This window comes from Gordonia sp. UBA7860 (assembly GCF_002500165.1).
GTDB lineage: Bacteria > Actinomycetota > Actinomycetes > Mycobacteriales > Mycobacteriaceae > Gordonia > Gordonia sputi.
This window is the reverse complement of sequence record NZ_DLSO01000126.1, coordinates 19,986-43,219: the sequence shown is the minus strand read 5'-3', so window position 1 is coordinate 43,219 and position 23,234 is coordinate 19,986. Positions and strand designations below refer to the sequence as shown.

Annotated in this window: 30 protein-coding genes; 7 read left to right on the top strand and 23 right to left on the bottom strand. The window is 66.6% G+C overall.

The window, feature by feature from the left end; translation table 11 throughout:
- Positions 1–6: 6 nt before the first annotated feature.
- The 5 genes from B3T59_RS15870 to B3T59_RS15850 form a co-directional block, all read right to left on the bottom strand.
- Positions 7–576, bottom strand: coding sequence for a recombinase family protein (locus tag B3T59_RS15870; RefSeq protein ID WP_287004232.1), 570 nt, complete (start codon positions 574–576; stop codon positions 7–9).
- Between the two features lie 151 nt (positions 577–727).
- Positions 728–1,450, bottom strand: a complete 723-nt coding sequence (locus B3T59_RS15865) for a hypothetical protein (RefSeq protein WP_287004230.1) — start codon at positions 1,448–1,450, stop codon at positions 728–730.
- 337 nt (positions 1,451–1,787) lie between these two features.
- On the bottom strand, positions 1,788–2,774 hold the full coding sequence (locus B3T59_RS15860; RefSeq protein WP_287004228.1) for a DUF4928 family protein: 987 nt from the start codon (positions 2,772–2,774) through the stop codon (positions 1,788–1,790).
- A complete protein-coding gene (locus tag B3T59_RS15855) occupies positions 2,767–3,549 on the bottom strand; it encodes a GIY-YIG nuclease family protein (RefSeq protein WP_287004226.1) in 783 nt (260 codons plus the stop codon). Before B3T59_RS15855 ends, B3T59_RS15860 begins: the two co-directional genes overlap by 8 nt.
- Entirely contained in the window at positions 3,542–4,690 is a 1,149-nt protein-coding gene (locus B3T59_RS15850; protein WP_287004223.1) for a DNA cytosine methyltransferase, read from the bottom strand. The genes B3T59_RS15855 and B3T59_RS15850 overlap by 8 nt, the downstream gene beginning before the upstream one ends.
- Before the next feature lie 96 nt (positions 4,691–4,786).
- Between B3T59_RS15850 and B3T59_RS15845 the strand changes: the two genes are divergently transcribed.
- The 6 genes from B3T59_RS15845 to B3T59_RS15820 all read left to right on the top strand — a co-directional run bounded on the left by B3T59_RS15845 (position 4,787) and on the right by B3T59_RS15820 (position 7,526).
- Positions 4,787–5,047, top strand: a complete 261-nt coding sequence (locus B3T59_RS15845; RefSeq protein WP_287004222.1) for a hypothetical protein — start codon at positions 4,787–4,789, stop codon at positions 5,045–5,047.
- Complete coding sequence (locus tag B3T59_RS15840; protein WP_387316166.1) at positions 4,984–5,517, top strand: very short patch repair endonuclease; 534 nt, start codon at positions 4,984–4,986, stop codon at positions 5,515–5,517. Before B3T59_RS15845 ends, B3T59_RS15840 begins: the two co-directional genes overlap by 64 nt.
- Positions 5,514–5,807, top strand: coding sequence for a Smr/MutS family protein (locus tag B3T59_RS15835; RefSeq protein ID WP_287004218.1), 294 nt, complete (start codon positions 5,514–5,516; stop codon positions 5,805–5,807). The genes B3T59_RS15840 and B3T59_RS15835 overlap by 4 nt, the downstream gene beginning before the upstream one ends.
- Positions 5,808–5,884: 77 nt before the next feature.
- Positions 5,885–6,037 (top strand): hypothetical protein, encoded by a 153-nt coding sequence (locus B3T59_RS15830; protein WP_287004216.1) that lies wholly within the window; start codon positions 5,885–5,887, stop codon positions 6,035–6,037.
- 18 nt (positions 6,038–6,055) lie between these two features.
- The gene (locus B3T59_RS15825) at positions 6,056–6,919 is read left to right on the top strand and encodes a hypothetical protein (RefSeq protein WP_287004214.1); all 864 of its coding nucleotides are present in this window, start codon (positions 6,056–6,058) and stop codon (positions 6,917–6,919) included.
- Between the two features lie 58 nt (positions 6,920–6,977).
- Positions 6,978–7,526, top strand: coding sequence for a hypothetical protein (locus tag B3T59_RS15820; RefSeq protein WP_251723401.1), 549 nt, complete (start codon positions 6,978–6,980; stop codon positions 7,524–7,526).
- A 1-nt stretch (position 7,527) separates the two neighbouring features.
- Here the strand turns inward: B3T59_RS15820 and B3T59_RS15815 are convergent, their stop codons facing one another.
- On the bottom strand, positions 7,528–8,115 hold the full coding sequence (locus B3T59_RS15815) for a hypothetical protein (protein WP_287004212.1): 588 nt from the start codon (positions 8,113–8,115) through the stop codon (positions 7,528–7,530).
- A 92-nt stretch (positions 8,116–8,207) separates the two neighbouring features.
- Between B3T59_RS15815 and B3T59_RS15810 the strand changes: the two genes are divergently transcribed.
- Positions 8,208–8,537 (top strand): hypothetical protein, encoded by a 330-nt coding sequence (locus B3T59_RS15810; protein ID WP_287004210.1) that lies wholly within the window; start codon positions 8,208–8,210, stop codon positions 8,535–8,537.
- Here the strand turns inward: B3T59_RS15810 and B3T59_RS15805 are convergent.
- The 17 genes from B3T59_RS15805 to B3T59_RS15725 form a co-directional block, all read right to left on the bottom strand.
- Entirely contained in the window at positions 8,524–8,868 is a 345-nt protein-coding gene (locus B3T59_RS15805) for a hypothetical protein (RefSeq protein WP_287004208.1), read from the bottom strand. The genes B3T59_RS15810 and B3T59_RS15805 overlap by 14 nt on opposite strands.
- A 130-nt stretch (positions 8,869–8,998) precedes the next feature.
- Entirely contained in the window at positions 8,999–9,562 is a 564-nt protein-coding gene (locus B3T59_RS15800) for a hypothetical protein (RefSeq protein WP_287004207.1), read from the bottom strand.
- An 89-nt stretch (positions 9,563–9,651) separates the two neighbouring features.
- Positions 9,652–10,047, bottom strand: coding sequence for a VRR-NUC domain-containing protein (locus tag B3T59_RS15795; protein WP_287004206.1), 396 nt, complete (start codon positions 10,045–10,047; stop codon positions 9,652–9,654).
- Positions 10,047–10,295 carry a glutaredoxin family protein gene (locus B3T59_RS15790; RefSeq protein ID WP_287004205.1) on the bottom strand — a complete coding sequence of 83 codons (249 nt, stop codon included), beginning with the start codon at positions 10,293–10,295 and terminating at the stop codon, positions 10,047–10,049. The genes B3T59_RS15795 and B3T59_RS15790 overlap by 1 nt, the downstream gene beginning before the upstream one ends.
- An 837-nt stretch (positions 10,296–11,132) precedes the next feature.
- On the bottom strand, positions 11,133–11,474 hold the full coding sequence (gene rplS / locus B3T59_RS15785; RefSeq protein ID WP_005204995.1) for a 50S ribosomal protein L19: 342 nt from the start codon (positions 11,472–11,474) through the stop codon (positions 11,133–11,135).
- A 230-nt stretch (positions 11,475–11,704) separates the two neighbouring features.
- The gene (locus B3T59_RS15780; protein WP_287004204.1) at positions 11,705–12,733 is read right to left on the bottom strand and encodes a hypothetical protein; all 1,029 of its coding nucleotides are present in this window, start codon (positions 12,731–12,733) and stop codon (positions 11,705–11,707) included.
- Between the two features lie 8 nt (positions 12,734–12,741).
- Positions 12,742–13,116, bottom strand: coding sequence for a hypothetical protein (locus tag B3T59_RS15775; RefSeq protein ID WP_064862217.1), 375 nt, complete (start codon positions 13,114–13,116; stop codon positions 12,742–12,744).
- Positions 13,113–13,454, bottom strand: coding sequence for a YbaB/EbfC family nucleoid-associated protein (locus B3T59_RS15770; RefSeq protein ID WP_287004203.1), 342 nt, complete (start codon positions 13,452–13,454; stop codon positions 13,113–13,115). The genes B3T59_RS15775 and B3T59_RS15770 overlap by 4 nt, the downstream gene beginning before the upstream one ends.
- A gap of 182 nt (positions 13,455–13,636) precedes the next feature.
- Positions 13,637–14,317, bottom strand: coding sequence for a tRNA (guanosine(37)-N1)-methyltransferase TrmD (gene trmD / locus B3T59_RS15765; protein ID WP_064862226.1), 681 nt, complete (start codon positions 14,315–14,317; stop codon positions 13,637–13,639).
- A 53-nt stretch (positions 14,318–14,370) separates the two neighbouring features.
- Complete coding sequence (rimM, locus tag B3T59_RS15760) at positions 14,371–14,892, bottom strand: ribosome maturation factor RimM (protein WP_287004202.1); 522 nt, start codon at positions 14,890–14,892, stop codon at positions 14,371–14,373.
- A gap of 14 nt (positions 14,893–14,906) precedes the next feature.
- Complete coding sequence (locus B3T59_RS15755) at positions 14,907–15,149, bottom strand: RNA-binding protein (protein WP_005176668.1); 243 nt, start codon at positions 15,147–15,149, stop codon at positions 14,907–14,909.
- On the bottom strand, positions 15,146–15,610 hold the full coding sequence (gene rpsP / locus B3T59_RS15750; protein WP_005205007.1) for a 30S ribosomal protein S16: 465 nt from the start codon (positions 15,608–15,610) through the stop codon (positions 15,146–15,148). The genes B3T59_RS15755 and rpsP overlap by 4 nt, the downstream gene beginning before the upstream one ends.
- A gap of 434 nt (positions 15,611–16,044) precedes the next feature.
- Positions 16,045–17,133, bottom strand: a complete 1,089-nt coding sequence (locus B3T59_RS15745) for an amidohydrolase family protein (protein ID WP_005205009.1) — start codon at positions 17,131–17,133, stop codon at positions 16,045–16,047.
- 2 nt (positions 17,134–17,135) lie between these two features.
- Positions 17,136–18,692: a signal recognition particle protein gene (gene ffh / locus B3T59_RS15740; protein WP_064903458.1), complete on the bottom strand. Its 1,557-nt coding sequence runs from the start codon at positions 18,690–18,692 to the stop codon at positions 17,136–17,138.
- Positions 18,693–18,782: 90 nt separating this feature from the next.
- Positions 18,783–21,416 carry a [protein-PII] uridylyltransferase gene (locus tag B3T59_RS15735; RefSeq protein WP_064903460.1) on the bottom strand — a complete coding sequence of 878 codons (2,634 nt, stop codon included), beginning with the start codon at positions 21,414–21,416 and terminating at the stop codon, positions 18,783–18,785.
- A gap of 5 nt (positions 21,417–21,421) precedes the next feature.
- The gene (locus tag B3T59_RS15730; protein ID WP_005176661.1) at positions 21,422–21,760 is read right to left on the bottom strand and encodes a P-II family nitrogen regulator; all 339 of its coding nucleotides are present in this window, start codon (positions 21,758–21,760) and stop codon (positions 21,422–21,424) included.
- Between the two features lie 49 nt (positions 21,761–21,809).
- On the bottom strand, positions 21,810–23,153 hold the full coding sequence (locus B3T59_RS15725; RefSeq protein ID WP_005205015.1) for an ammonium transporter: 1,344 nt from the start codon (positions 23,151–23,153) through the stop codon (positions 21,810–21,812).
- Between the last annotated feature and the right edge of the window lie 81 nt (positions 23,154–23,234).

The window sequence follows — 23,234 nt, the reverse complement described above, 5'->3', positions numbered from 1 at the left end:
ACCGTCTCATCGCGCAGCCCTCTCGACGGCGCGGTGCACGGTCGCGCGGGACACGCCGAAGTCTGCAGCCAGCTCGGTGATCGAGTGCTCACCGGTGGCGTGCAACTCGACCAGTCTGCGTTCCTGGTTCGGCGGCAGCTTGGGCTTCTTGCCCTTGAGCCGACCACGCGCCTTGGCCACGGCCATACCCTCCTTGGTTCGTTGGCGGATCAAGTCGGCCTCGAACTCGGCGAAGGTCGCCATGATGTTGAACATCATCTTTCCCATCGCGTCGTTCGGATCGTAGGCGCTGCGCCCGATCTGCAGGACGGCTCCGTTGGCGACGAGTTGGTCGGCTATGTCCTTGGCGTCGCGGATCGAGCGTGCCAAGCGATCGAGTTTGGTGACGACGAACTCGGCCCCGGGGTGGCTCGCCGCCGCGAGCGCTTGGTCGAGACCCGGCCGCTGGCGGTTGGTCCCGGTAAATCCGGGGTCGGAGTAGATGTTCTTCTCCTCGACGCCGAGGGACACCAGCTCGTTGATCTGGGCGGTGAGGTCCTGGCGGTCGGTGCTCACGCGGGCGTAGCCGATCTTCATACCCCAAGTGTACGTTAGAGGTACCTTGATTGCGACTCTCAAAGTACACCCCTTACGGACACGTTATCGGCCAGGTCGGGGTCGGCTGACGAAGGTGTCCGCTCACCGACCGGCTTACGGACGGGCGGTTTCGGAGGCGGTTCGCGACGCTTCAGTCGAATACCCAGATCACTTCTGTCGCGAGATACTCGCGAATCACCGAGCGCACCCGTGTCGCGGAGGGTTCATTGTCGATGGCGAAGCGGTAGCGTCCGCGCTGCACCACCACCCATCCGTCGACGACATCGGGCGTGAACGCTCGCACGAGCGCTCTCGTGCCGAGCTTTGGGAGCAGCGGCGGTGACGTGGCGTCGTGGGAGCCGCGCTCGAAGGCCTGCCGCTGGTCGTCGGTCAGAACGGACAGCGCGCTGAAGGCCACAGAATCAGGTGCCCGATGCAGCGGCGCGCCGGTCTTGAGCATGACGTGGCCCCGTGCGTTCTTCACGATCACGGTGTCAACGCGGGCGCTCTCGGGCTCCCACCACACCGTGTCGTCCTCGAACGGCAGCGTCAGAACCTGCTGATCGGCGATGCGGTTCGCGAGCTTCGGAGCCTGACGCAGCCGCTCGGCGGCGCGAGGGTCGGATTGCTCGCTCGCGTCCGCGCTGCCGCTGAGGACACAGTCGAGCAGCAGGAAGAGGTACCGCTCGTCATCGCTGAACCGGTTGTTGCACTCCGCGCAGATGCCCACCGTGGGCAGGTTCTCGGGATAAGGGCGTGTGAGCAGCCCGCGCGAGGGGACGTGGTCCCGTGTGGGTTTGGCGTCCAATTCTTGGTCGCAATGCAGGCACCGGTCGTAGCGGTCAGCGCCCGTGGGGTCGGCTATCTGCAGCATGAGCTGACACTACGAGGACGCGCCGGCAATGCGGGTTCAATCCCACCGGTCGGTCTCGATGAAACACCAGCCGATCTGGCCGAGGTCGTAGTTGCCGTCGGCGTCGGGGCGCAACTTGTCGCCGGAGATGACCGCGACGTCCTCGATGGGCGGCGGCGACCACTGACTCGAGCACTTCGCGGTTGACGACCGGCGTGACCCAGCCGTTCCAGCGACGGCCGTAGCGCACGGCTGTCCAGACGTGCTTGGGCGCGAAGCCGTCGATGGTGAAAGTGCTTGTCATGATTGAAGATACCTCTCTAGACCGACAATGGAGATCGGAGAATCTTCGGGTCGATCACAAATTGCCGGGAATGGCAATGAGCAGGGCTGGATCGGGCTCCACGGCTTCGACTCTCTCGTTGTACGTCTCCAGCAGCTTCTTCAGCTCGGCGCGCACCCCAGATGCGATGAGACCGCCGATCTCCTCGACGTTGTTGCCGATGTAGTCCTCGATCGCCTGCACTGACGTACGAGTGCCCAGGCCGGTGGTCTCCGCGATTTGCCGTCCCGCGTCGAGTCGGTTCTCCGGGACCAGGACCATCGGCCGGTACCCATCGGCCAGGTTCTGGCCACACTTGGCGAACAGTGCCTCAGTGGGCGACATCGTCACATGGATCGCCGTGTCGCCGATCGAGAAGTCCCCGGGCCTGCTGGTCTGGGCGTCCGCGGTCGTGTAGCCGTGGTTGGACACCGTCTCGTCGGGGAATCTCATCGCCAGCTTCGCTCCGACCAGGTGCTGGGCGACGGCGCCAGCGTTGTTGCCACCCTGGGTGCGTGCGGCTTCGAGCAGCGTGGCGACGTTCGTCCGAACCGGCAAAGCCGGGTCTATCGCTGCGCTGAGGCGCTGCCTGGCGAAATAGTCTGCCTGCACCTTGCCGACGAACCACGCCTGCAGGGCGTTACGGACACGGGCCTGGCCGTCGTCTGAGAGCTTGTCGTAGCCAGCGGCACCGGCTGCGTCAGAGATGATCGGGGCCAGGGCGTTGGCGAGGGGTAAGCTGCCGCGCGAGGTGCGCCCACCCTCTCTGAGGAACTGTCGAGTCTCGCCGTGGCGGGCCAGGATCTGGTGGATTCGGGCTGCTCCTATGTTCTTGACCTGCGATTCAGCGCGATAGGTGCTTTCAAGGATCGGCACGCCGTTGGCCATGTGGTCAGCGAGGATCAGCCCGACGCACATCACATTCGTGTTGACTCTCCCCTTTTTGCTCCGCCTCGACTCGTACCAGGGGTCCACCGCGTCCTCGATCGCGGCCCAAACAGACTTCCAGCTCGGCTTAGGCATTGTCGACATCCCCATCGGCGTACTCAGACATCACGTTGCCCACCAGCGCGGGCACGTCGATGGCGTCGTCGGGCGGCCGCTTGCGGCCCTCGGCGTACGCCAGCCGGGCGGCGGCGAGGTCGGCCAGTCGCACGGCCTGGATGACGATGACGCGGCGGAGTCCGGCAGAGACCTCGCCGCGCTCGTGGGCGACGGCAGCGACCCGAGCCAGCGTCTCGGCCCGCCGGGCGATGCGGACGTCGGGGTGCTCGCGGTCCTCGCGCAGATCGTCGGGGATCAGGTTGAAGCGGTAGGACTTCGGCAGCTCGACCGGTGGCGACACCGGCGGGATCTTCTCGTTGAGGATGGCCTTGTACTTGGAGTTCTGGATCGCGCTGACGTAGGCCGAGTACTCGATGGCATCGACTTGGGCGCGACGTTCCGCGGCTGTCTCCGCGCGCAGGTGCTCGACCGGGTAGAGCTCCATCTCCGCGACCTCGAAGGGGTCGAGGATGCGGTAGGCCAGGGTGTCCGAGCGCTGGCCGCGCAGGTGTCGGCCAATGCGGGTGCCGAAGTCCTCGGTCGTCTGGCCGACGTAGATCGGCTCGCCGTCGTAGTCGTAGAAGGCGTACGCCCCGATGCACTTGCCGAGCTTGACGCCGCTGGCCGGGTCCACGGTGTCGAGGGCCTGCGTGAGCAACTCTCGGAACTCGCGGACGAAGCGGGTGGGCATCGACTTCTTGGTCGGCGGCTTGCGGTCCGGGTCGTTGTGGCTGGCGATCCCTCGGCTACCCATGGGCCACCGCCGCGTCCGTAGCCCCGTTGGCGGCGAACTCACCGGCCACCAGCGGCTTGAGGTAGTGCTCTGCGAGCCAGCCCACGGCGGGCACGGCCACCGCGTCTCCAAAGGCGAACTGCACCTGGTTGTCGCGGAACCCCTCGATCTTGTACTTCTCGGCACCCATGAGCCTGGCGTACTCCGCGCCGGTCATCCAGCGCACGTCGACCTTGCCGTAGCCCATCCGCACGACGGCTTGCTTGGAGGAGCCGCCCCTGGCGGTGCGCAGGCAGCCAGCGATTTCGTCGGGCCGCATCTCCCACACGGCGACGCCGGCGCGGGTGCGCCGGTAGGCGGTGCGCCACTGGTATCGCCTCTTCTGGTCGCGCAGCTTGTTCAGCCGGTCGCGCTGCACTGTCGACATGGAGTCTATGAAGCTCTGGACCCGGTCGCCGTCCCACCAGCGCGGGTCGTCGTTGGCGAGCTTCTCCAGACTGTCGGCCAGGCCGTCGGCGCGGTAGTTGGGCGGGGTCGGCAGCGCGACCCGGTGCGTGTCGAGGGTGGGGTCGGCGAAGAACGGCTCAGCCCACGCCGGGCGCAGCGGGTGCTCGGCGTCGTCGGTCTCGACCGGCTCGCGCGAGCCCACCAGGAACATGCGGGGACGCGACTGCGGCACGAAGCGGCGGGCGTCGATGGCCAGCAGGTCCACCGAGTAGCCCAGCTCGTTGAACTCGCGGATCGCCGCGGTCAGGTCGTCGCCGCCGTGCGAGGTGGCCAGACCGACGACGTTCTCGAGCACGACGGCCGTGGGCCGGTCGTCCTCGTCGAGGGCGCGCAGGACCGCGGTGAAGGCGTAGAACGCCGACGACTCGCGGCCGGCGAGGCCGGTGCGGTTGCCCGCCAGCGACAGGTCGGTGCACGGCGAACTTGCCCACGCGAGGTCGGCCCGCGGCAAGGATGACGGATCGACGTCGTTGATGTCGCCGACCTCCATGACGTCGTCGTCGAACTGCGCGCGGTACATCGCGGCTTTGTCCGGCGAGATGTCGTTGGCCCAGGCGGTGTCGAATCCGCACTGGTCCAGGCCCATTCGGGCGAGCCCGACGCCGGCGAAGAACTCGAGGACGCACGGCCGTGGGCGCAGAGGAATCACAGGCATGTGGTTCAGCTTAGGGCGCCGGTGATCCGCTCAATACCACATCGGTGCGACAAGTCGCGGCTGTCACAGTCAAGACCTGTGGATAACATACGGGGCGTGGCGCTCTCAGACCCCGATGACCCCCGGCACGGGACGGTCAACGGATACGGCAACCACGGTTGCCGCTGCGAGGCCTGCCGCGACGCGCACCGCGTGAAGCACCACGAGTACATCGTCCGCAAACGCGCGGAGGGCCATGTGCTGGGCGAGCACGGCTCGACCCTGGCCTACGACACGGGATGCCGCTGTGATCTGTGCCGCGAGGCCCACAACAAGAAGTCGCGAGAATACAAGCGCCGCAGACGGGCCGCGGGGTGACCACGAGCTGGGCGTCAACGCCGGCGGCGCGTGCGTCGATGCGATCCAACCGGCGACGGGACACCAAGCCCGAGATCGAGGTCCGGAAGCTGCTGCACGCCAGCGGCCTTCGCTACAGGGTCGACTACGCGCCGGATCGCGGCCACCTGCGCAACCGCGCCGACGTTGTGTTCACCAGGAGGAAGGTCGCGGTGTTCATCGACGGCTGCTTCTGGCACGGCTGCGAGGCGCACCACCGGCTGCCCGCCGCGAACCGCGGCTACTGGGCGGCCAAGGTCGAGCGCAACCGCGAGCGCGACAATCGGGTCGACGCGATGCTGCGCGATGGAGGGTGGACCGTGCTGCGGTTCTGGGAGCACGAAGACTCGGCCATCGTGTCGGAGGCGATCATCGACGCGGTGCGTCAGTCTGTGTACGAGGCTGTGGCGAACACGGACCCCGCCGGCGATTGGCGGAGGGCCGGCGGATGACCGACCCTATCCCCGACCCGCCGCCCGGACTCTGGCAGCAGACCGAGCAACTGCTGCGCCACGAGCGCGAGCTGTGGGAGGCGGGAATCGACGCGCCGGCGTGGTATCCGGGGTCCAGGCGGTCTGAGACAAGGACGTACCGCGTCGGCGACCGGGTGCGGGTGATCGACATCGACGCCGCGGGCGTGGTGGCCGAGGTCATCGGCGATCAGGAGCTGGTGGTCGTCGACTTGCACGGACAGTCAGACAGGATCACGTCACGGCCAGCGAACCTCGAGCACCTGGACTAATCGCGGCATTAATTCGCTCGACCTGGCCGCTAGGGTAAGTGAACAGCCGACGGCCGAAAGATGCGGAGGTAAGCGCGGTGTCGCAAGCAGATGAGAACACGAGCGGGATCGAGCGTGCGACGCCGGCGCAGATCGCGGAGATGACGCCTGAGGAGCGGCGCGCCTACATCGAGGCGATCGCCCGCGAGGGAGCGAAGTGGTCGGCCGAGCTCAACCGCCGCTTGGCCTGATCGATCCGATCGGCTGTCGTGACGAACCCGGAGACAGGGATGCTGTCCGACGAGCACCGCGAACGGTGGGCTGCGGCGACCTACTGGGTACGCGGATGCGAACTGGCTCTCAAGGAGGCGGTAGACCCTCGCCCCGACAGCTGGCTGGCGCACGCCGACCGCCTTTACCGATGGGAAAAGGTGTCCGCGTGGTCGCGGAGCTACCTGACTGCCGCGATTGACCATCTGTTGCTCTGGGCTGACCTGGTGGCTCCGTACAAGTTCGCCGAGGACCACATCAACCACATCAGATTCCGTCCCTACGTGATGCTCGGTCGTGCCGGTTTGGAATCGAGCGCGCATGGCGTGTGGCTGTTGGCCGACGTCGACGATCCGCGCGATTGTGTGCGTCGGCACTTGCGGCTCATGCACCGGGATTTCGAGTACCAGCGGAAGGCGCAGGAAGCGGGTGGTTACGGCACGAATGCCGTCGTCGCGCGTATGGAAGCGACGGTCGAACGGGCCGAGCGACTGGGGGTCGGGGTTTCGCCGAAGGACAAGCCGCCCGGCTACGAGAACCTGGTGAGAGCGGCAGCAACGACGGTCGGTGGCGATGCGCAGCGGTGGGCGTTCCTATGGAACGCGGCGAGCGGTGCGGCGCACGGACAGAACTGGTTCGGCATGGTCGGTTACGACACCAAGATCGGCGAGGAATACGAGCCGGGGCACTACCGAAGCATCCAGACCCCCGATCCCGTATTCATCACGGAGATCGTAGAGGCCGCCGTCACCGTGCTCGGCTGGGGTGTCATCCGTTGGCTCCTGCTCGCTGGTTTCGACGGGAACTCATTGGTCACCGACGCGATGACAGCGATCCATCGGAACATGCCGAAGAAGGAGTGACGTTCATCCGTGTGGACGACACGGGTCGGCGAAGCAGCGAATAGTGAATGATGTCGGCATGAGGAAACTGGGCATTTGCGGCATCGTGGCCGCGACGGTAGCACTGGTCGCCGGTTGCGGCAGCGGTGAGAACTCGGCGGACAACGCAGCGGCACCGAGCAGCGTGGCTCCTAGTACTGCTGCTGGCGAGTGCCGGCCGATGGTGCCCTTCAGCGAGGGTGGGCGGGCCGCTGCTGGCCAGGCGGCCGCAGCCCAACAGGTCGCCGAGTCGGTGAGCTTGCCGACGGGAGTGTCGATCGTGACCGGACGGCTGAGCACCGACAGCGACCATCCCGACGAGTTCGCGGTGGCGATCGACCTGTGCGGCGGGGACATCGGCACCGCCGACGAGCTCAAGCCGCTGGCCACGAAGTTCGCCAAGGCGTACAAGGCCGCACCTGTCGGGGCTCGCATCTTCGCGCTCTACGTCGCGCACTACGCGAGCTACACCACGACCGGGACCACCGGGGGTGTCAAGATCAACGACCCCGACTTCCAGCTGCACCTGTGGAACGGCAAGCCGTCCGAACAGGCGGAACTGGACAACTGGGAAGTCGTGGGCCAGTAGGTCAGGCGACTGCGCCGCACGCACATGTGGGCACCAGTTCGCGCAGTACCTGTTCACACGCTGAGGCCGGGGTGATCGCCTCGTGGACTCCGAGCGGCAGCGCCTGCCATGGCGGCAGGCAGCTCTGGCCGGCGTGCCCCATGCCGAAGATGACGGTGATGCCGAGGTGGGTGAGCGCGGTCGCGCCCTCCAGCAGCGCCATCCGGTCCACGTCGATGGAGCGGGGCGACCCCGCGTAATCCACACCGCCGCCGCGGTACACGACGAGCACGTGTCGCCAGCCGGGCTCGGGCGGCGTGCGGCGCGCCGACCGCACGAGAGCCGCGAGCGTGACGACCTGGGGCTCGAAGGTGCGGTGGTCGAGCCCGGCGAGGCACACGAGATGCGCCTGCTGCAGTCGCCGCGGGTCCGCCCGGGCCAGGGTGTGCCGCACGTCGGCGAGGGTCGCCCCGCCGGTCGCGGGCCCGAGCGTCGTGACACGCAGCGGTAGCGGGCTGGGCACGGCGGACGGCAGTGGCGGCGGAACCGCCAGACGCGCGCGGTCCGGCGCAGCGGTCGTGAGTGTCGGGACTGTGGGGGTGGTCGGCATGGTGGCACCCTTGGGATGGGGATATGCGGGTTGAGGCCAGCATAACCGCAGCTCAGCGAATTGGGCGAGAGGCTGGGGTTAACCTCGTGCCCATGGCGAAGGTGTGGCACACGCAGGTGGGCACCTGCCACGGGGTCACGGTCGACGAAGGGATGGTGCGGATCATCGAGTCCTGCTGGGCGCTGGGCTGGCGCACGCGGTATTCGTGCCAGGGTGGGCCGACGTGGGGGCGAGGCGAGCGCCTGGCGTACGTCATGTTCACAGATCGGACGGCGATGACGAGGTTCATCGGCGCTGTGGCACAAGACCTTTCGGAAAACGCTCTCGTTGTTGATGAAGCTTGCGAGGCCGTCGTCCGCTTCGACCCGGTGCAGATACCGGAGATCGAGCGGGTGCTGCTAGCCAAGATCAGTCGCGCGTAGGTGGACCATGCTGGTCAAGCGGCGGTACGAGGCCGATTTTGTCGATCTCGTCGGCGTACTCCGTCGGCTCGCACGTGGCACAGGGGGCCGTGTGTGGCTCCCACGACCACTCCCAATTCGTCCGTCGCAGAATGTATTTCCCATCTGCGGTGACAAACTCGGCGTCCTCGTACGGGTCGGCGGGCAGCGCACCGTGCGGAGCGTCGAGGTCCACCCCGACCGTTGTGGCGAGGAGATCGGCGAGCGGCTGATAATGATGGCGCGCTCTATGGGCTGCGTCATAGTCCTCGAGCCGGCGGGTGAGCGTGTCCATCTGCTGAGCTGGAGTCATACGCGCCCACTTGCGCTTTGCCCGACAGGTGCGGCATCCGAAGCGGTCGTGGACTGTGCGGCGCTCGCACCTGGCGCACTCACGCAATTCCTGCGCTGGTGGGGGTGTCGGTGACCCGTCGGGCTCGATCTCAGGCAGCATCGTCGGCCTCCCCCACGCCCGCCGAGATGATCACGCGGTGATCGCCAGGGTGGGCGACGTCGTACAGCACGGCCAGGTGCTCGGCGGTGGTGCGGTCGTGAACGGCGAGCGACACGAGCAGTTCCTCTGAACTCATCGTGTAGATGCTTAGAACACGGCCGACGATGGAATCGCCAAGGTCGAGGAGCGTGTCGCCGGGGGCCAGTTCGTGTGCGAGTACCTGTATCGCGGTATAGGCATAACCAGCAGCGGTCGTCCTGTCAGCGGCGTCGCGGACGCACTGGATGACGGCGTCATCGGCGCCGAGGACGGCCAGCTCCGCGAGCAGCCCCTCGAGGTGGCGTGGTGCAAGTGGCCGGTGAAGAAGCACGTCCGCGAGTCGCTCCGGCTGGCTGGCAGTGACGAGTGTGGCGGCGGCGCTGGCGACGACCTTGGCTGACGCCTGGATGACGACGATGTTCAGATCAGTGTCGGGGTCAGGGTCGTGGTCAGCGAGGGCCTCGTGGACGGCGGCGGTGATGGACTCGGCGAGGGTGACGGTGGTGGAAGACATGAGGGCTCCATGTCGGGGTGATGGCGTGATGGTGTGATGGAAGACCCACACTAGCGCGCCCCGCCGACACCCACCGACGAGCCGTTCGGCTACGGCTGCAGGGCCACCAGCACATGCGGTCGCTGACCCGGTAGCGGTGCGTCGTGCGGATCGCGCTCGGCGATCGGCACTGACGGATGCGTGAAGTATTCGTCGAGCAGCGCGTCCACAGAGGCGCGGGAGTCAGCGACGACGGCGTGCGCACCGTGGTCGCGCATGGTGGTGATCATGCCGACCTGTGACGGACGAGGGCGCTCCCCCGGCCTCTTGACCTCCACGAACAACGTCACTGCTGCGCCGCTGGAGTCGTGGCCCAACAGCAGCCGGTCCGGCACCCCGGCGTGCCCGGGCGAGACGAATTTGAAGCACGCGACACCCAGCTCACGGCACCGGTCGACCAGATGCCGCTCGACAGTGCGCTCCAGCGGTCGGGGTCGGCCGGCCATCAGGCGGCGAGGTCGCGGAGTGCCTTGCGACCGTCGACACCGAAATGCGGCCGGTCACCGATGATCGTCACCGGCGTCGACGGGTGGTGGCCCGGCCGGTAGGCGCTGTAGATCGAGCGCAGCAGCGCCTCGGCGGCAGGGTCTGCACGCACATCGCGGACGTCGGCGGTCAGACCGGCCTGCTCGATGGTTCTTTCCACGAGGCGGCAGGCGGGGCACCCGGGCTGGGACAAGATTGTGATCGTCATGCTTCATTCTACCGCGAACTACGTTGTGGCACAACGGTTTTAGACACTATCACGAGCGTTTCCGGGCGCTAAGTGCGCTTCTGGCAACAGGCAACAGCACGGCGCGCTGCCAGGCGACAAGCCATCCCGCCGTGTCTGGTCCGCCGGGCCTTCGGCCCTTCGGACCGACCACGTCGGGTCAGGTTGCGCACCAGGTGCCTCAGATGACGCCTACCGGTGCGGTGAGTGGATGGCTCTGTGGCGGGCCGACGTCAGTCCCGGCTGTCTGTCAGTCCCGTCTCCCACCGCTGTGTCCACTGCCGTGAGCGCTGACGTGGGAGGCCTCGTGGTGCGGTGAGGGCGATAGCCATCGCTCAGCGGGGGGATCAAACCCGTTTCGGGGGGATCACGGGGGGATCAGAAAACACGATCCCCCCGCTGTTCACGCAGGTGAGAGGGCACGTTTAACCATCTGGGGGGATCGGGGGGATCAAACTGACATTCACGGCCTATAGCGATGTCGTCTGCACGCATACCTGTGTGTATGCGTTTACGCGCGTATAGGGAAGCGAGATGGCGTCTGATCCCCCCGATCCCCCCGGTGGCGTCAGCCAGATGGATTAACGCTGGTCAAGGCCAGTTTTCGAGTGGGGGGTTCACCTTCCGACGATCCCCCCGCCAACCCCCCCGACAGCTCCCCGATCCCCCCGGTGGCGTCGGCAAGCGCCGTCGTGATGCGCGAGGTAGTCACCACGACCGACTATTGACACAGCAAAGACCCGCTACCTGTGCGGCGGTAGCGGGTCTTAACCGTAGTCTATACCGTAGTTTCTGGCCTTACCGGCGAGAATTTGCAGGTCAGCGCTTTTCCTTGATCTTTGCAGCCTTGCCGCGCAGATCGCGCAGGTAGTAGAGCTTCGCGCGACGCACGTCGCCGCGAGTCAGGACGTCGATCTTGGCGATGTTGGGGCTGTGCACCGGGAAGGTACGCTCCACGCCGACGCCGAACGACACCTTGCGGACGGTGAAGGTCTCGCGGACACCGCCACCCTGGCGACGGATGACGACACCCTTGAAGACCTGGACGCGCTCCTTGGAGCCTTCGATGACCTTGACGTGAACGTCGAGGGTGTCACCGGGGCCGAACGCGGGGATGTCGTCGCGCAGCGACTGCTTGTCGAGGAAGTCGAGGGTGTTCATGATGTCGTTGTTCCTTAATGTGGCTACTGATGAACAGAGGAACCTGGCGACCCCCGCCATTGGCGTCGACGTTCCGACGATACGGCGTGAACGGTTCGAACCGGTTCGTGCTCCGAGTCATGCCCGAGACGTCGGTCGACGGCCTCAGGCAACCCGTCCATTGTGCCAGAGCACCACGGTGGAAGTGAAATCGCGCGTCCGCGGTACGAGCAGGCACCCCACACGTCGGCTCACGTTCGCGGCGACGGCGGCGATGCCACCGCAACACCCTCTGCCACCAGCACCGATGCAATTCCCTGCGGCATCGTCATGGCCGACGCCACGATGACAGGTGTCAGCCGCGCGCGTGCCATCTCGGCGACGATCGCGTATTCGGGCGGGCCTCCATCGCCCGCGAGCAACTCGCTGGGTGCGATCGCGAAACCCGGGCGCTGATACGGCTGCGGGTCGCTGGTCGCGACCACCCTGACCTGGCCTCCGTCCGCGTCGGTTCCGACGCCGATCGCCACACGCATCCACTCGGAGAAGGGCGACGGCAGCGACGTCTGCAGTATCGCCGCACGCTCGATCAGCCATGTCGGGTCGATGTCGGGGGTACTGGCCTGGCCTCCCACGGCGCGGGCGCCCTGCAGCGCACCACCCGCCGACGCCCCCAGCGCACCGAGCGCCCCGAAACCTCCCGCCGTCATCATGCCGCTGGTCGCAGTCGGCGGAGTCGATTCGGTTCGCTGTTCCGAATCGGCCACCTGTGCTGCGGAATCGCCCGCATCCCCGGCGCGCCCGGTGTACTCGTCACCCGCGGCGGACAGCGCGTATCGACCCGCGCTCGCCGCCGACACCCGAGCCGAGTCGTCGCCGAGTGCGTCGGCCACCGAGCCCGCCAACCGGTCGCGATCTGCGATGGACGCGAGCAGTGTCATCTCCGCACGCGCGTCGACGGTCGCCAGTGCAAAGGCGTCGAGCGACGTGGCGAATGCGGCGAATCTGTCGGCAACGCCGCGCATGCCGGTGACGTCCGACGTCACCTGCGTGAGGGCGTCGATCAGCCCGTCGCGGAAGCGTCCCGACCCGTCGTGATCGCGTCGTAGGGCGTCGATGACGTCGGCGAGGTCGCGCAGTTCGTCACCGATTCCGCGGAGGCGGCGGCCACAGTCGACGAGCGCGGTCTCGTCGGCGCTCGGCCAGCACCCGGGTGCGAGCGATTCGGCAAGACGTCGAAGCTCCTCCGTCGCGCCGGCCGCGGGGTACGTGGTGTTCACGCGTCCGTTCATGGCGCGCCCCTGTCTGATCCGGCGATCTGACCGGATGTGCGGAACTGAGCGTCGAGTTCGCGGTCGACCTCGACCACTTGCGTCGCCCCGGCGACGGCGTTGTCGGCGATGACCGTGAGCGCCTGCGACAGCCCCTCGACTCCACGCGAGCACCCCTGTTCCGCACGCAGCGCCCCCGGACGAAACGCCGCGGCGGGCGCGCCCTGACCCATCGCGTCACCGACGACGAGTCCGACGGCCATCACTTCGTCGCCCATCGCGTCGACGCGTCGGGCGATCTCGGACAGTCGGCGCCTCAGATCGGCGGTCGCCGTGCCGTCGACACGCATCGTCGACGCGTCGTCGTGAGGTGTGCGCGACGGCTCGTTCATCGGGGCACCTCGTCTCGACGCGTCGGCGCCTCGTCGTGGCTTCGCCGGACGTCGGAGTAGGTGGGTCCGAGCTCGGACACGGTGCGCAACAGGCGCTCTCGCTGGTCGTGGAGCTCCAAGTCTGCGCGCGTGGCTAGTTCGACAATGGTCGAGGAGAGCTGATCAGCACGGTAGTGGCGCAATGCGGCAGGGCGAATGTCGACGTCGCGCACGAGTCCCCGCGAACCGACGGTCACGCTCACCAACCGATCGGGAGTCGACGCCTGCGCGGTCAGCCGATCGAGTTCGCCTGCGACTCTTGCCAATTCGACGCGCTGATGGTTGACCTCGTCGAGCATGCGTGTCCATGGATCCCGCACAGCACTCCCCTCCCCACCCCGGCCAACCGCTTCGCTGTCACTGCCCGGTTTGCGGAGATCATAACCGGACGCCGACCGGCACATGCCGTCTCGACGCACACCTGTGGAAATCGCGGACCGCCGAGGAGGCCCCGGAGAGCCCGCCATGGAAGCCAGGAGAGTCAGTCGTCGAGCAGGTCGGGTCTGCGCTCGCGAGTTCGTTCCAGCGACTGCTCGTGACGCCAGGCGGCGACTTTGGCGTGGTCGCCACTGAGCAAGACCGGCGGGACGTCGAGTCCGCGCCACTGCACGGGGCGGGTGTAGCTCGGACCTTCGAGCAGCCCGTCTGAGAACGAATCCTCCTCGTGCGAGCGCGGGTTGCCGAGGACACCGTCGATGAGCCGCACGGTCGCCTCGATCATCGCCATCGCGGCCACTTCGCCACCGATCAGCACGAAATCGCCGAGGGAGACCTCTTCGACGCGGACGCGCCGGGCGGCGTCGTCGAAGACTCGCTGGTCGATTCCCTCGTACCTGCCGCACGCGAACACGAGATGCTTTTCGCGGCTGTAGCGTTGCGCGGTTTCTTGTCGGAATGGAACGCCGGCGGGCGTCGGGACCACGAGGAGGGCGTCGTCTGGGCACACCTCATCGAGACACGGCCCCCAGACGTCGGGTTTCATCACCATGCCCGGCCCGCCACCGTACGGCGAATCGTCGACGGCGCGGTGGATGTCGTGGGTCCAGTCACGGAGATCGTGAACCCCGACCTCGATCGCCCCCTTGTCGATCGCCTTGCCCAGCAACGCAATACGCAGGGGATCGAGATACTCGGGAAAAATGGAGACGATATCGATGCGCATGGGACCGGTGCGCAAAGGATCCGCGCGTACCGAATCCGTACGCGGTGATTCGCTCATGACTCGCCGACGTCGAGCAGCCCGTCGGGCGGGTCGATCACGATGCCGTCGAGTCCGACGGTCGGCACGATCTCGCGCACGAACGGCACCAGAACCTCGCGCCCATCGGCTGTCTTCACGGCCAGCAGATCGTTGGCAGGCAGATGCAGCACCGAGCCGACAACGCCAACCCGTTCGCCTTCGATGGTGGTGACCTCGACGCCTTCGAGTTCGTGGTCATAGAACTCGTCCGGGTCGTCGCCCGAGTCGACGTCGGCGCTGTCGATGAGGAAGAGCGTGCCGCGCAATGCGTCGGCCGCGGTGCGGTCGGACACCTCGGCCAGCGACAGCAACAGCCGCCCGGCATGCTGCCGGGCGGCTGTCACCGTGAAATTCTTTTCGTCTCCCCCACGACCGGGTCGGCCACGGACGACCGAGCCGACCGCGAAGCGATCCTCCGGAACGTCGGTACGCACGTCGACAACTACTTCACCACGAATACCGTGTGACTTCGCGACACGTCCGACGACGAGATCCATCGTGGAGCGTCTACTCAGCGATCGGTGTCGACGATGTCGACGCGCACACCACGGCCACCGATTCCGGAGACCAGGGTGCGCAACGCGGTTGCCGTGCGACCGTTACGACCGATGACTTTTCCGAGATCCTCAGGGTTGACGTGTACCTCGACGAGGCGGCCTCGCCGACCGGTGATCAGTTCGACGCGCACGTCGTCGGGGTTGGCAACGATTCCGCGGACGAGATGTTCGACCGCGTCGGCGACGACAGCGCTCACGCCTGGTCCTTGGCGTCGCCGGCAGCAGCCTCAGCCGGAGCCTCGTCTGCGGCAGGCGCATCGTCAGCCTTCTTGGCGGCCTTCTTCTTGGGGGTGGTCGCCTCGGCGACGGGCTCGCTGTCGGCGGCGGCGAGTGCCGCGTTGAACAGGTCGAGCTTGGAGGTCTTGGGCTCGGCAACCTTCAGCGTGCCCTCGGCGCCCGGCAGACCCTTGTACTTCTGCCAATCACCGGTGATCTTGAGGATCGCGGCGACGGGCTCGGTCGGCTGTGCGCCGACACCCAGCCAGTACTGCGCGCGCTCGGAATCGACCTCGATGAGGCTCGGCTCTTCCTTCGGGTGGTACTTGCCGATGGTCTCGATCACCCGGCCGTTGCGGCGGGTCCGAGAATCTGCGACGACGATGCGGTACTGCGGGTTGCGGATCTTGCCGAGCCGCGTGAGCTTGATCTTGACAGACATGTGTTGCTTCTCCAGTGGTCACTGCGCAATTCAGCGGCCCGCCGGAAGTGGCGGACCCGGTTTTGCGATCTATTCGGGTGTGACCGTCGGGCGGTGCGTAACCGGTCCGACGAACCGAGGATCCATTGTGCCAGACGGCACCGGGGAGGAGAAATCGCCGCGACTGCGGCGCTGTCAACGCGTATGGAGCATGCGGATGCCCACCCCGCGACAAGGCAACCGCATGCTCCATACGACAGAAACGGACCCACAGGCCACACAACCGCGCTCGGCCCCCCAGAACGAGCGTTGCGCGTGGCCCGACCGAAGTCGGGACCGCCGACGCGCCTCAATGCAACGTGAGTGCCACCCTACTAGGCGGTAACAAGGGAAACCACGGCATGAAAGGTGGCGTACCTCACACCGGATTCGTCGCCGGCCCGAAAGCGTGACCGTCAGACGACATGACCGCCTGCGCACACAACGGCGCGGGGGCGTCGAAGCGTCGAGAGATCCGCCCGAGGATCGTCATCGAGGACGAGGAAGTCGGCGCGGTCACCGTGCTCGAGAGTTCCCGCTCCGAGCCAGCGTCGGGGTTCGGTGGTCGCCGATGCGAGAGCACCTGCGGCACCGAGGCCGATACCCGCGAGCCGCTCGATCTCGTCGACGATGCGCCCATGCCCGATGAATCCACCGGCATCGGTACCCGCGTACATCGCAACGCCCGCCTCGCGCGCCGCGGCAAATGTCGCGGGCGCATCGGCATGCAGCTTGCGCATGTGCGCGGCGTATGTCGGGTATTTGTCTGCGCCCGCGGCGATCTCGGGGAAGTTGTCGACCTGAATCATGGTGGGCACCAGGGCAATCGACTTCTCGACCAGCAGGTCGATCTGATCGGCGTGTAGGCCGGTGCCGTGCTCGATGCAGTCGACGCCAGCCGCGATGAGGTCGTCGAGCCCGTCACTGCCGAACACATGCGCCGTGATGCGAGCACCCGCGTCATGCGCCGCAGCAACGGCACCGTCGAGTTGGGATCGGGTCCACAGCGGGGCGAGGTCGCCCACCCCGCGGTCGATCCAGTCACCGACGAGCTTGACCCAGCCGTCGCCTGCAGCAGCCTGTCGGGCCACCTCAGCGGGTAGGTCGTCGGGCTCGTCGAGTTCGATGCCGTATCCGCGCAGGTACCGCTTGGCGCGCGCGATGTGCTTGCCGGACCGGATGAACAGGGGGCCGGCGTCGGCGTCGAGTGGGTGGGTGTCGAGCGGTGAACCGACCTCGCGGATGAGCAGTGCCCCGGCTTCGGCGTCGGCGCGCGCGAACGCGCGGGCCTGCTCGATGGTCACGCCGAGTCCCGGCGCGATTCCCACGTGATTGTGGGCATCGACGAGTCCCGGAACGATCCAGCCGTCGGTGGCGACGGTCGTGGCGTCGGGCACCGGCTCGCGCGAGATGGTCTCACCGACCACCCACAGCTCGACGAGCTCATCGGTCAACGGATCGTGACCGCGATAGTGACGTGCCGTCGACGATCCGCGACCGCTCACGGCTACTTCTTCTTCGGCTGCTGGAACTGCGAGATATCGATGCCTTCGAGGCCCGGGGGCAGTTCGTCGAGACCAGCAGGCATGCCCGAGAGATCGGGGAAACCACCGGGCATACCGGGGAAACCGCCGCGCACCTTCGGTGGTGTCGGTCCACGTCCCTTGGCTTTGCCCTTCTTGCCCTTGCCCTTTTTACGGTTGGTCTTGCGAGAACCGCCGCCCAAGCCCATGCGACCGGACATCTGAGCCATCATCTTGCGAGCCTCGAAGAACCGGTCGACAAGCTGATTGACCTCGCTGACCGTCACACCCGAGCCGTTCGCGATGCGAAGTCGGCGTGAGGCGTTGATGATCTTCGGGTTGTCGCGCTCGGCGGGAGTCATGCCCCGGATGATGGCTTGCACGCGGTCGAGTTGCTTGTCGTCGACCTGCGAGAGAGCGTCTTTCATCTGGTTGGCGCCCGGCAGCATCCCGAGGATGTTGCCGATCGGTCCCATGCGACGCAGCATCTGCATCTGCTCGAGGAAGTCCTCGAGTGTCAACTCGCCCTGGCTGATCTTCTGTGCGGCGGCTTCTGCCTGCTCGGCATCCCAGTGCTGTTCGGCCTGTTCGATGAGGCTGAGCACGTCGCCCATACCGAGGATGCGGCTCGCCATTCGGTCGGGGTGGAAGACGTCGAAGTCCTCGAGCTTCTCACCGGACGACGCGAACATGATCGGCTGACCGGTCACCTCACGGACCGACAGGGCAGCACCGCCGCGAGCGTCACCGTCGAGCTTGGTGAGCACGACACCCGTGAATCCGACGCCGCTCTGGAAGGCTTCCGCGGTGGCCACCGCGTCTTGGCCGATCATCGCGTCGACGACGAAGAGCACTTCGTCGGGCTGAGTTGCCTCACGGATGTCGGAGGCCTGGCCCATCAGCTCCTCGTCGATACCGAGGCGACCGGCGGTGTCGATGAGCACGACGTCGTAGTGGTGATCGCGGGCCTCGGCGACGCCTGCGCGCGCGACGGCGACGGGATCGCCGTGGCTGACCGTGCCCAGATCGCCCGTCTGGCCGATGCTGGTCCCGGGATCGGGCGCGAACACCGGGACACCCGCGCGCTCGCCGACGATCTGCAGCTGGGAAACGGCACCTGGCCGCTGGAGGTCGCAGGCGACGAGCAGCGGAGTGTGGCCCTGTTGCTTGAGCCAGTGGCCGAGCTTGCCCGCCAGCGTGGTCTTACCCGCGCCCTGCAGGCCCGCGAGCATGATGACGGTCGGCGGGTTCTTGGCGAACCGCACGCGGCGCGTCTCGCCGCCGAGGATGCCGATGAGCTCCTCGTTGACTATCTTGACGACCTGCTGGGCGGGGTTGAGCGCCTGCGAGACCTCGGCGCCCTTGGCGCGCTCCTTGATCCGGGCGATGAAGGCCCGCACCACGGGAAGAGAGACGTCGGCCTCGAGTAGGGCAAGACGGATCTCACGTGCGGTGCGGTCGATGTCGGCGTCGGACAGGCGTCCCTTGCCGCGCAAATCCTTCAGCGCACCGGTCAAGCGATCGGAGAGGGAGTCGAACATTGTTCCAGTGTCCCATGAGCCGACGTGTGCTCGCCGCAGCGGTGCGTCTCTCGTTCCCCCTGCCGACCGTCGACAGAGGGAACGCGATCGTCAACTGATCGGGACGCCTGATCGTCCGGAGCCGGTCGTGCCCGCGGGGCCGCCGTCGCTGTCATCCTCCGAACGCGGCTGAGGCGGTGGACATGCCGCGATCACCGCATCGGCCAAGGCGGTACGCGCCTGCGGGGTGTCGTCGGCCAGACGTAGACAGAAGTTGTCGACGACGGTCGGCCCGAGAGTCGTCACCTTCGCCCACCGGACGTCGGCTCCCTGCTGCTCGATGACCTTGCTGACGCGACTGAGCAGACCAAGGCGATCGTCGGTGCGCAACTCCATCAGCACCTCGTCGTCGGACGGCGCGGAGGCCCACAGGACCCGCGGCGGAGCGATGGCGAACAGCGCGGGTACGGCGTTCTTGGGATGCCCGGCACCATCGACGGCGGGATCGGTGCTTCCCGCCGCGGCACCGGCTCCGATCCCCGGCGCGGCATTGACCGAGCCGATCGTCGGGATCGGCGAACTGCTTTCGCGCGCGTCGAGACGCTCGATGACGTCGATCTTGCCCTCCACGGCCGCGATCAACTGCTGGCGAAGCAGACCGGCCTCCGGCGGCGAGCCGAATGTCGGGACCACGACAAACGTGTTGACCGCGCGGCGTTGCCCGTCCGACGTCTCGATTCCCTGAACCGTCGCGGAGTGCGACCGCAACCCGTTCAACGCGACGACTCCCGCCATCTTCGACAGCAGACCCGGCGTGTCGGGCGCGACCATCACCACGGTGAACGTGTGCGGTCCCTCCCCCTGCGTGATGCTGACCGCATACTCACCGGACTCTGCGAGCGCACGCGTCTGCGCACTGAGCGGTTCGGGCTCCTCGGGGGTCTCGCCGTCGATCAGGCGCATCGTGCGTCGGACGAGATCGTTGATCAGCGACGCTTTCCACTCACCCCAGACACCGGGACCCGTGGCCCGTGAATCCGCTTCGGCAAGTGCCGCAAGTAGTTCCAGCAGCACCCTGTCGTATCCGAGAGTCTCTGCGACCTCTGTCGCGGTTGCCGGATCGTCGAGGTCGCGTCGCGTCGCAATCGACGGCAGCAACAGATGATGACGCACCAGCTCCGACAGCACGTCGACATCTTGCGGCCAGAGTCCGAACCTGTTGCCCACCTGTACGGCGAGTTCGGCTCCGACGATGCTGTGGTCGGCACCGCGTCCCTTGCCGAGGTCGTGGATCAGCGCACCGAGCACCAGCAGGTCGGGTCGCGAGACGCGGGTGGTCATCGAGCTCGCGTAGGCAGCGGTCTCGACGAGGTGGCGGTCGACGGTCCAGGTGTGCACCGCGTCTCGTGGCGGAAGATCACGGACCGCACCCCACTCCGGCAGGAGTCGGCCCCACAGCCCGGTGCGGTCGAGCGCCTCGATGGGATCGATCATGTGATGCCCGGAACCGAGCAACACCAGCAGGTCGCTCAGCGCTTCTGCCGGCCACGGCTCGCGCAGTTCTGGTGCGTAGTCGGCGAGCCGCGAGAGCGTCGAGGCGCTGATCGGCAGTCCGGTACGCGCCGACGCCGACGCGACGCGAAGGATGAGTCCTGGATCTTTGCTCGGAATCGCGTTGCGCGCCAACACGATCTCACCGTTGTGCTCCACCACGCCCTCGTCGAGCGGACGTCGGATGGGCGATCGCCTCAGCTTCGAGAGACCGCGGCGCGGTAACGCATTGCCCGCAGTCCGCAGGCCGACGTCGATCGAGTAGCTGATCGTGCGGGCGGAGTCGCTGATGACGCGCGCGAGGTCGAAGCGGTCGCCGATGCGCAGCGATGCACCCATCTCGTCGGCGTCCTGTGCGCGCACCTGCTCCCGGGGACGCCCGGCGATCCGGTGCAGTTCGGTACGGATGTCCAACAATCGGTGATAGGCCATCTGCGGCCCCGCATTCGGCGAATCGGGACGCAGGCCTCCCATGCCGTCGGTGAGTTGCGCGATGGCCAGCGCGCCGAGGAGTTGCACGTCGCGCAGGCCCCCGCGACCGTTCTTCAGGTCGGGTTCCGCGCGATGCGCGATATCTCCCGCGCGACGCCATCGATCCTGTGCGTGCTCGACCACTTCGGGGAAGCGGTGTCTGATCTCGGTGCGCCACTGCTGGCGCACTCCCCCGATCAGCAGCGACGACAGATCCTCGTCGCCCACGATGTGGCGCGCCTCGAGCAATCCCAGCGCGGCCGTGGTGTCCTCGGCGGCGACCTGCAGGGCCTGAGGGACCGTGCGCACGCTGTGATCGAGCGGAATGTTGGCGTCCCACAGCGGATACCAGAGTCCGTCGGCAACTTCTGAAAGCCGTTCGACGGCGAGGTCGTCGTGCAGCAGGATCAGGTCGAGGTCGGAATGCGGAAGCATCTCCCCGCGCCCGAGTCCGCCGACGGCGACGATCGCCAGTCCGCTGTGCGGCCTGATCCCGAGCTCGGCCGCCTTGCTTGTCAGCCAGAATTCGTGCAGGTCGACCAGAACCTGCCGTAACCCGGGGGCGTCGAGCCTCCCGGCACCGGTGGCCTCGGTGAGTTGCTTACGGGTACGTGCCAGGTCGGTCGCTGCGAGAGGGCCACCGCCTGGTCCCATTCCGGGCCGTGGCCCCGCACCCGACGAATCGTCGGACGCAGGGCCACGGTCGGAGTTGACGAAAGGCAACGGGCCTACAGCGCGTCTGCGCCGCGCTCGCCGGTTCGGACGCGAACGACCGACTCGACCGGGGAGACCCACACCTTTCCGTCACCGATCTTGCCGGTTCGCGCGGCCTCCACGATGACATCGACGACCTTGTCGACAGCCGCGTCGTCGACGACGACCTCGACTCGTACCTTGGGAACGAAGTCGACCGAGTATTCAGCGCCGCGGTACACCTCGGTATGGCCCTTCTGGCGACCGTAACCCTGCACCTCACTGACGGTCATTCCCAGAATCCCGGCCTGCTCCAGGCCGGCTTTGACGTCCTCAAGCGTGAACGGTTTCACGATTGCGGTGATGAGCTTCATTGGTTATCCCTCTCCACAGGATTCAGCGTAGTAGTCAACGACCGGGGATTCATGCCAGTTCGTACGCGGTCTCGGCATGTTCTGCCTCATCGATGCCACTCTTCTCCTCATCGGGCTTGATGCGCCAGCCGAGCGGCTTGAGCACCAGAGCGATGATCGCGGTGAGAACACCGGTGAACGCGAGTGCGAATGCGGCGATCACGATCTGCACCACGAGCTGCTTGTAGTCGCCGCCCCAGAACAGGCCCGTGTCCTTGGCCAGGAAGCCGATGCCGATGGTGCCCCAGAGTCCTGCGACCAGGTGAACACCGACGACGTCGAGCGAATCGTCGTATCCGAACTTGTTCTTGAGCCCGATGGCAACCGCTGCGAGAGCACCCGCGATCACGCCGAGGATGAGCGAACCAACCGGCGTCAACGCGCCACAGGCAGGGGTGATGGCGACAAGACCGGCAACGATGCCCGACGCCGCGCCAACGCTGGTGGCGTGCTTGTCGCGCACCCATTCAACCCCGAGCCAGCCGATCATTGCCGCCGCGGTTGCGGCAGTCGTGTTGACCCAGACCTTGCCTGCCGTCATGTCCGCGGCGAGCTCGGAGCCCGCATTGAAGCCGAACCAACCGAACCACAGCAGTGCGGCACCGAGCATCACGAACGGGATGTTGTGCGGCCGGTAGGCGGTCTTGCCGAAGCCGACACGTGCACCGACGATAATGGCCAACACCAGACCGGCCATACCGGCGTTGATGTGGACGACCGTGCCACCGGCGAAGTCGATCGGCGCCACGTTGGCGGTTCCGTCCGAGTTCGTGCCGAACATCCATGACGCGAAGCCCTTTTCGGCGTTCGACATCAGGCCGCCGCCCCACACCATGTGGGAGAGCGGGAAGTAGACGATGGTGGACCACAGCACCGAGAACACCAGCCAGGTGGAGAACTTCACGCGCTCTGCAACAGCCCCCGAGATCAGGGCGACGGTGATGACGGCGAAGGTGAGCTGGAAGGCAAGGAAGACGATGGCGGGAACGTGGGTGTCGACGCCGGTCCACAACACGTATGTCGGCTTGTCTTCGGTACCCGCCGTGTTCATCAGCTGATCGGATCCGAACAGCGAGAACGGATTCGAGAAGATGCCCCAGATGTCGGAGTCACCGGTGACGGTATTTCCGAACGACTCCGAAAACCCCCACAAGACGTAGACGATGCTGACGGTCGCAACCGAGCCGAACGACATCATCATCATGTTCAGAACTGCTTTACCCCGAGACAAACCCCCGTAGAAGAAGGCCAGCGCTGGAGTCATCAGAAGAACCATCGACGCACTGGCCAGCATCCATGCTGTATTGCCGGCGTCAGGCTCTCCGAAAACACTATCCGGTAGTGCAGAGACCACTGTAGAAAACCTCCTCAGAGCGCGCCGACGGCTCGGCGCCTGCAAAGACTCTGTCGGGAAGTGGTTTCAGCTGTGGTGCTC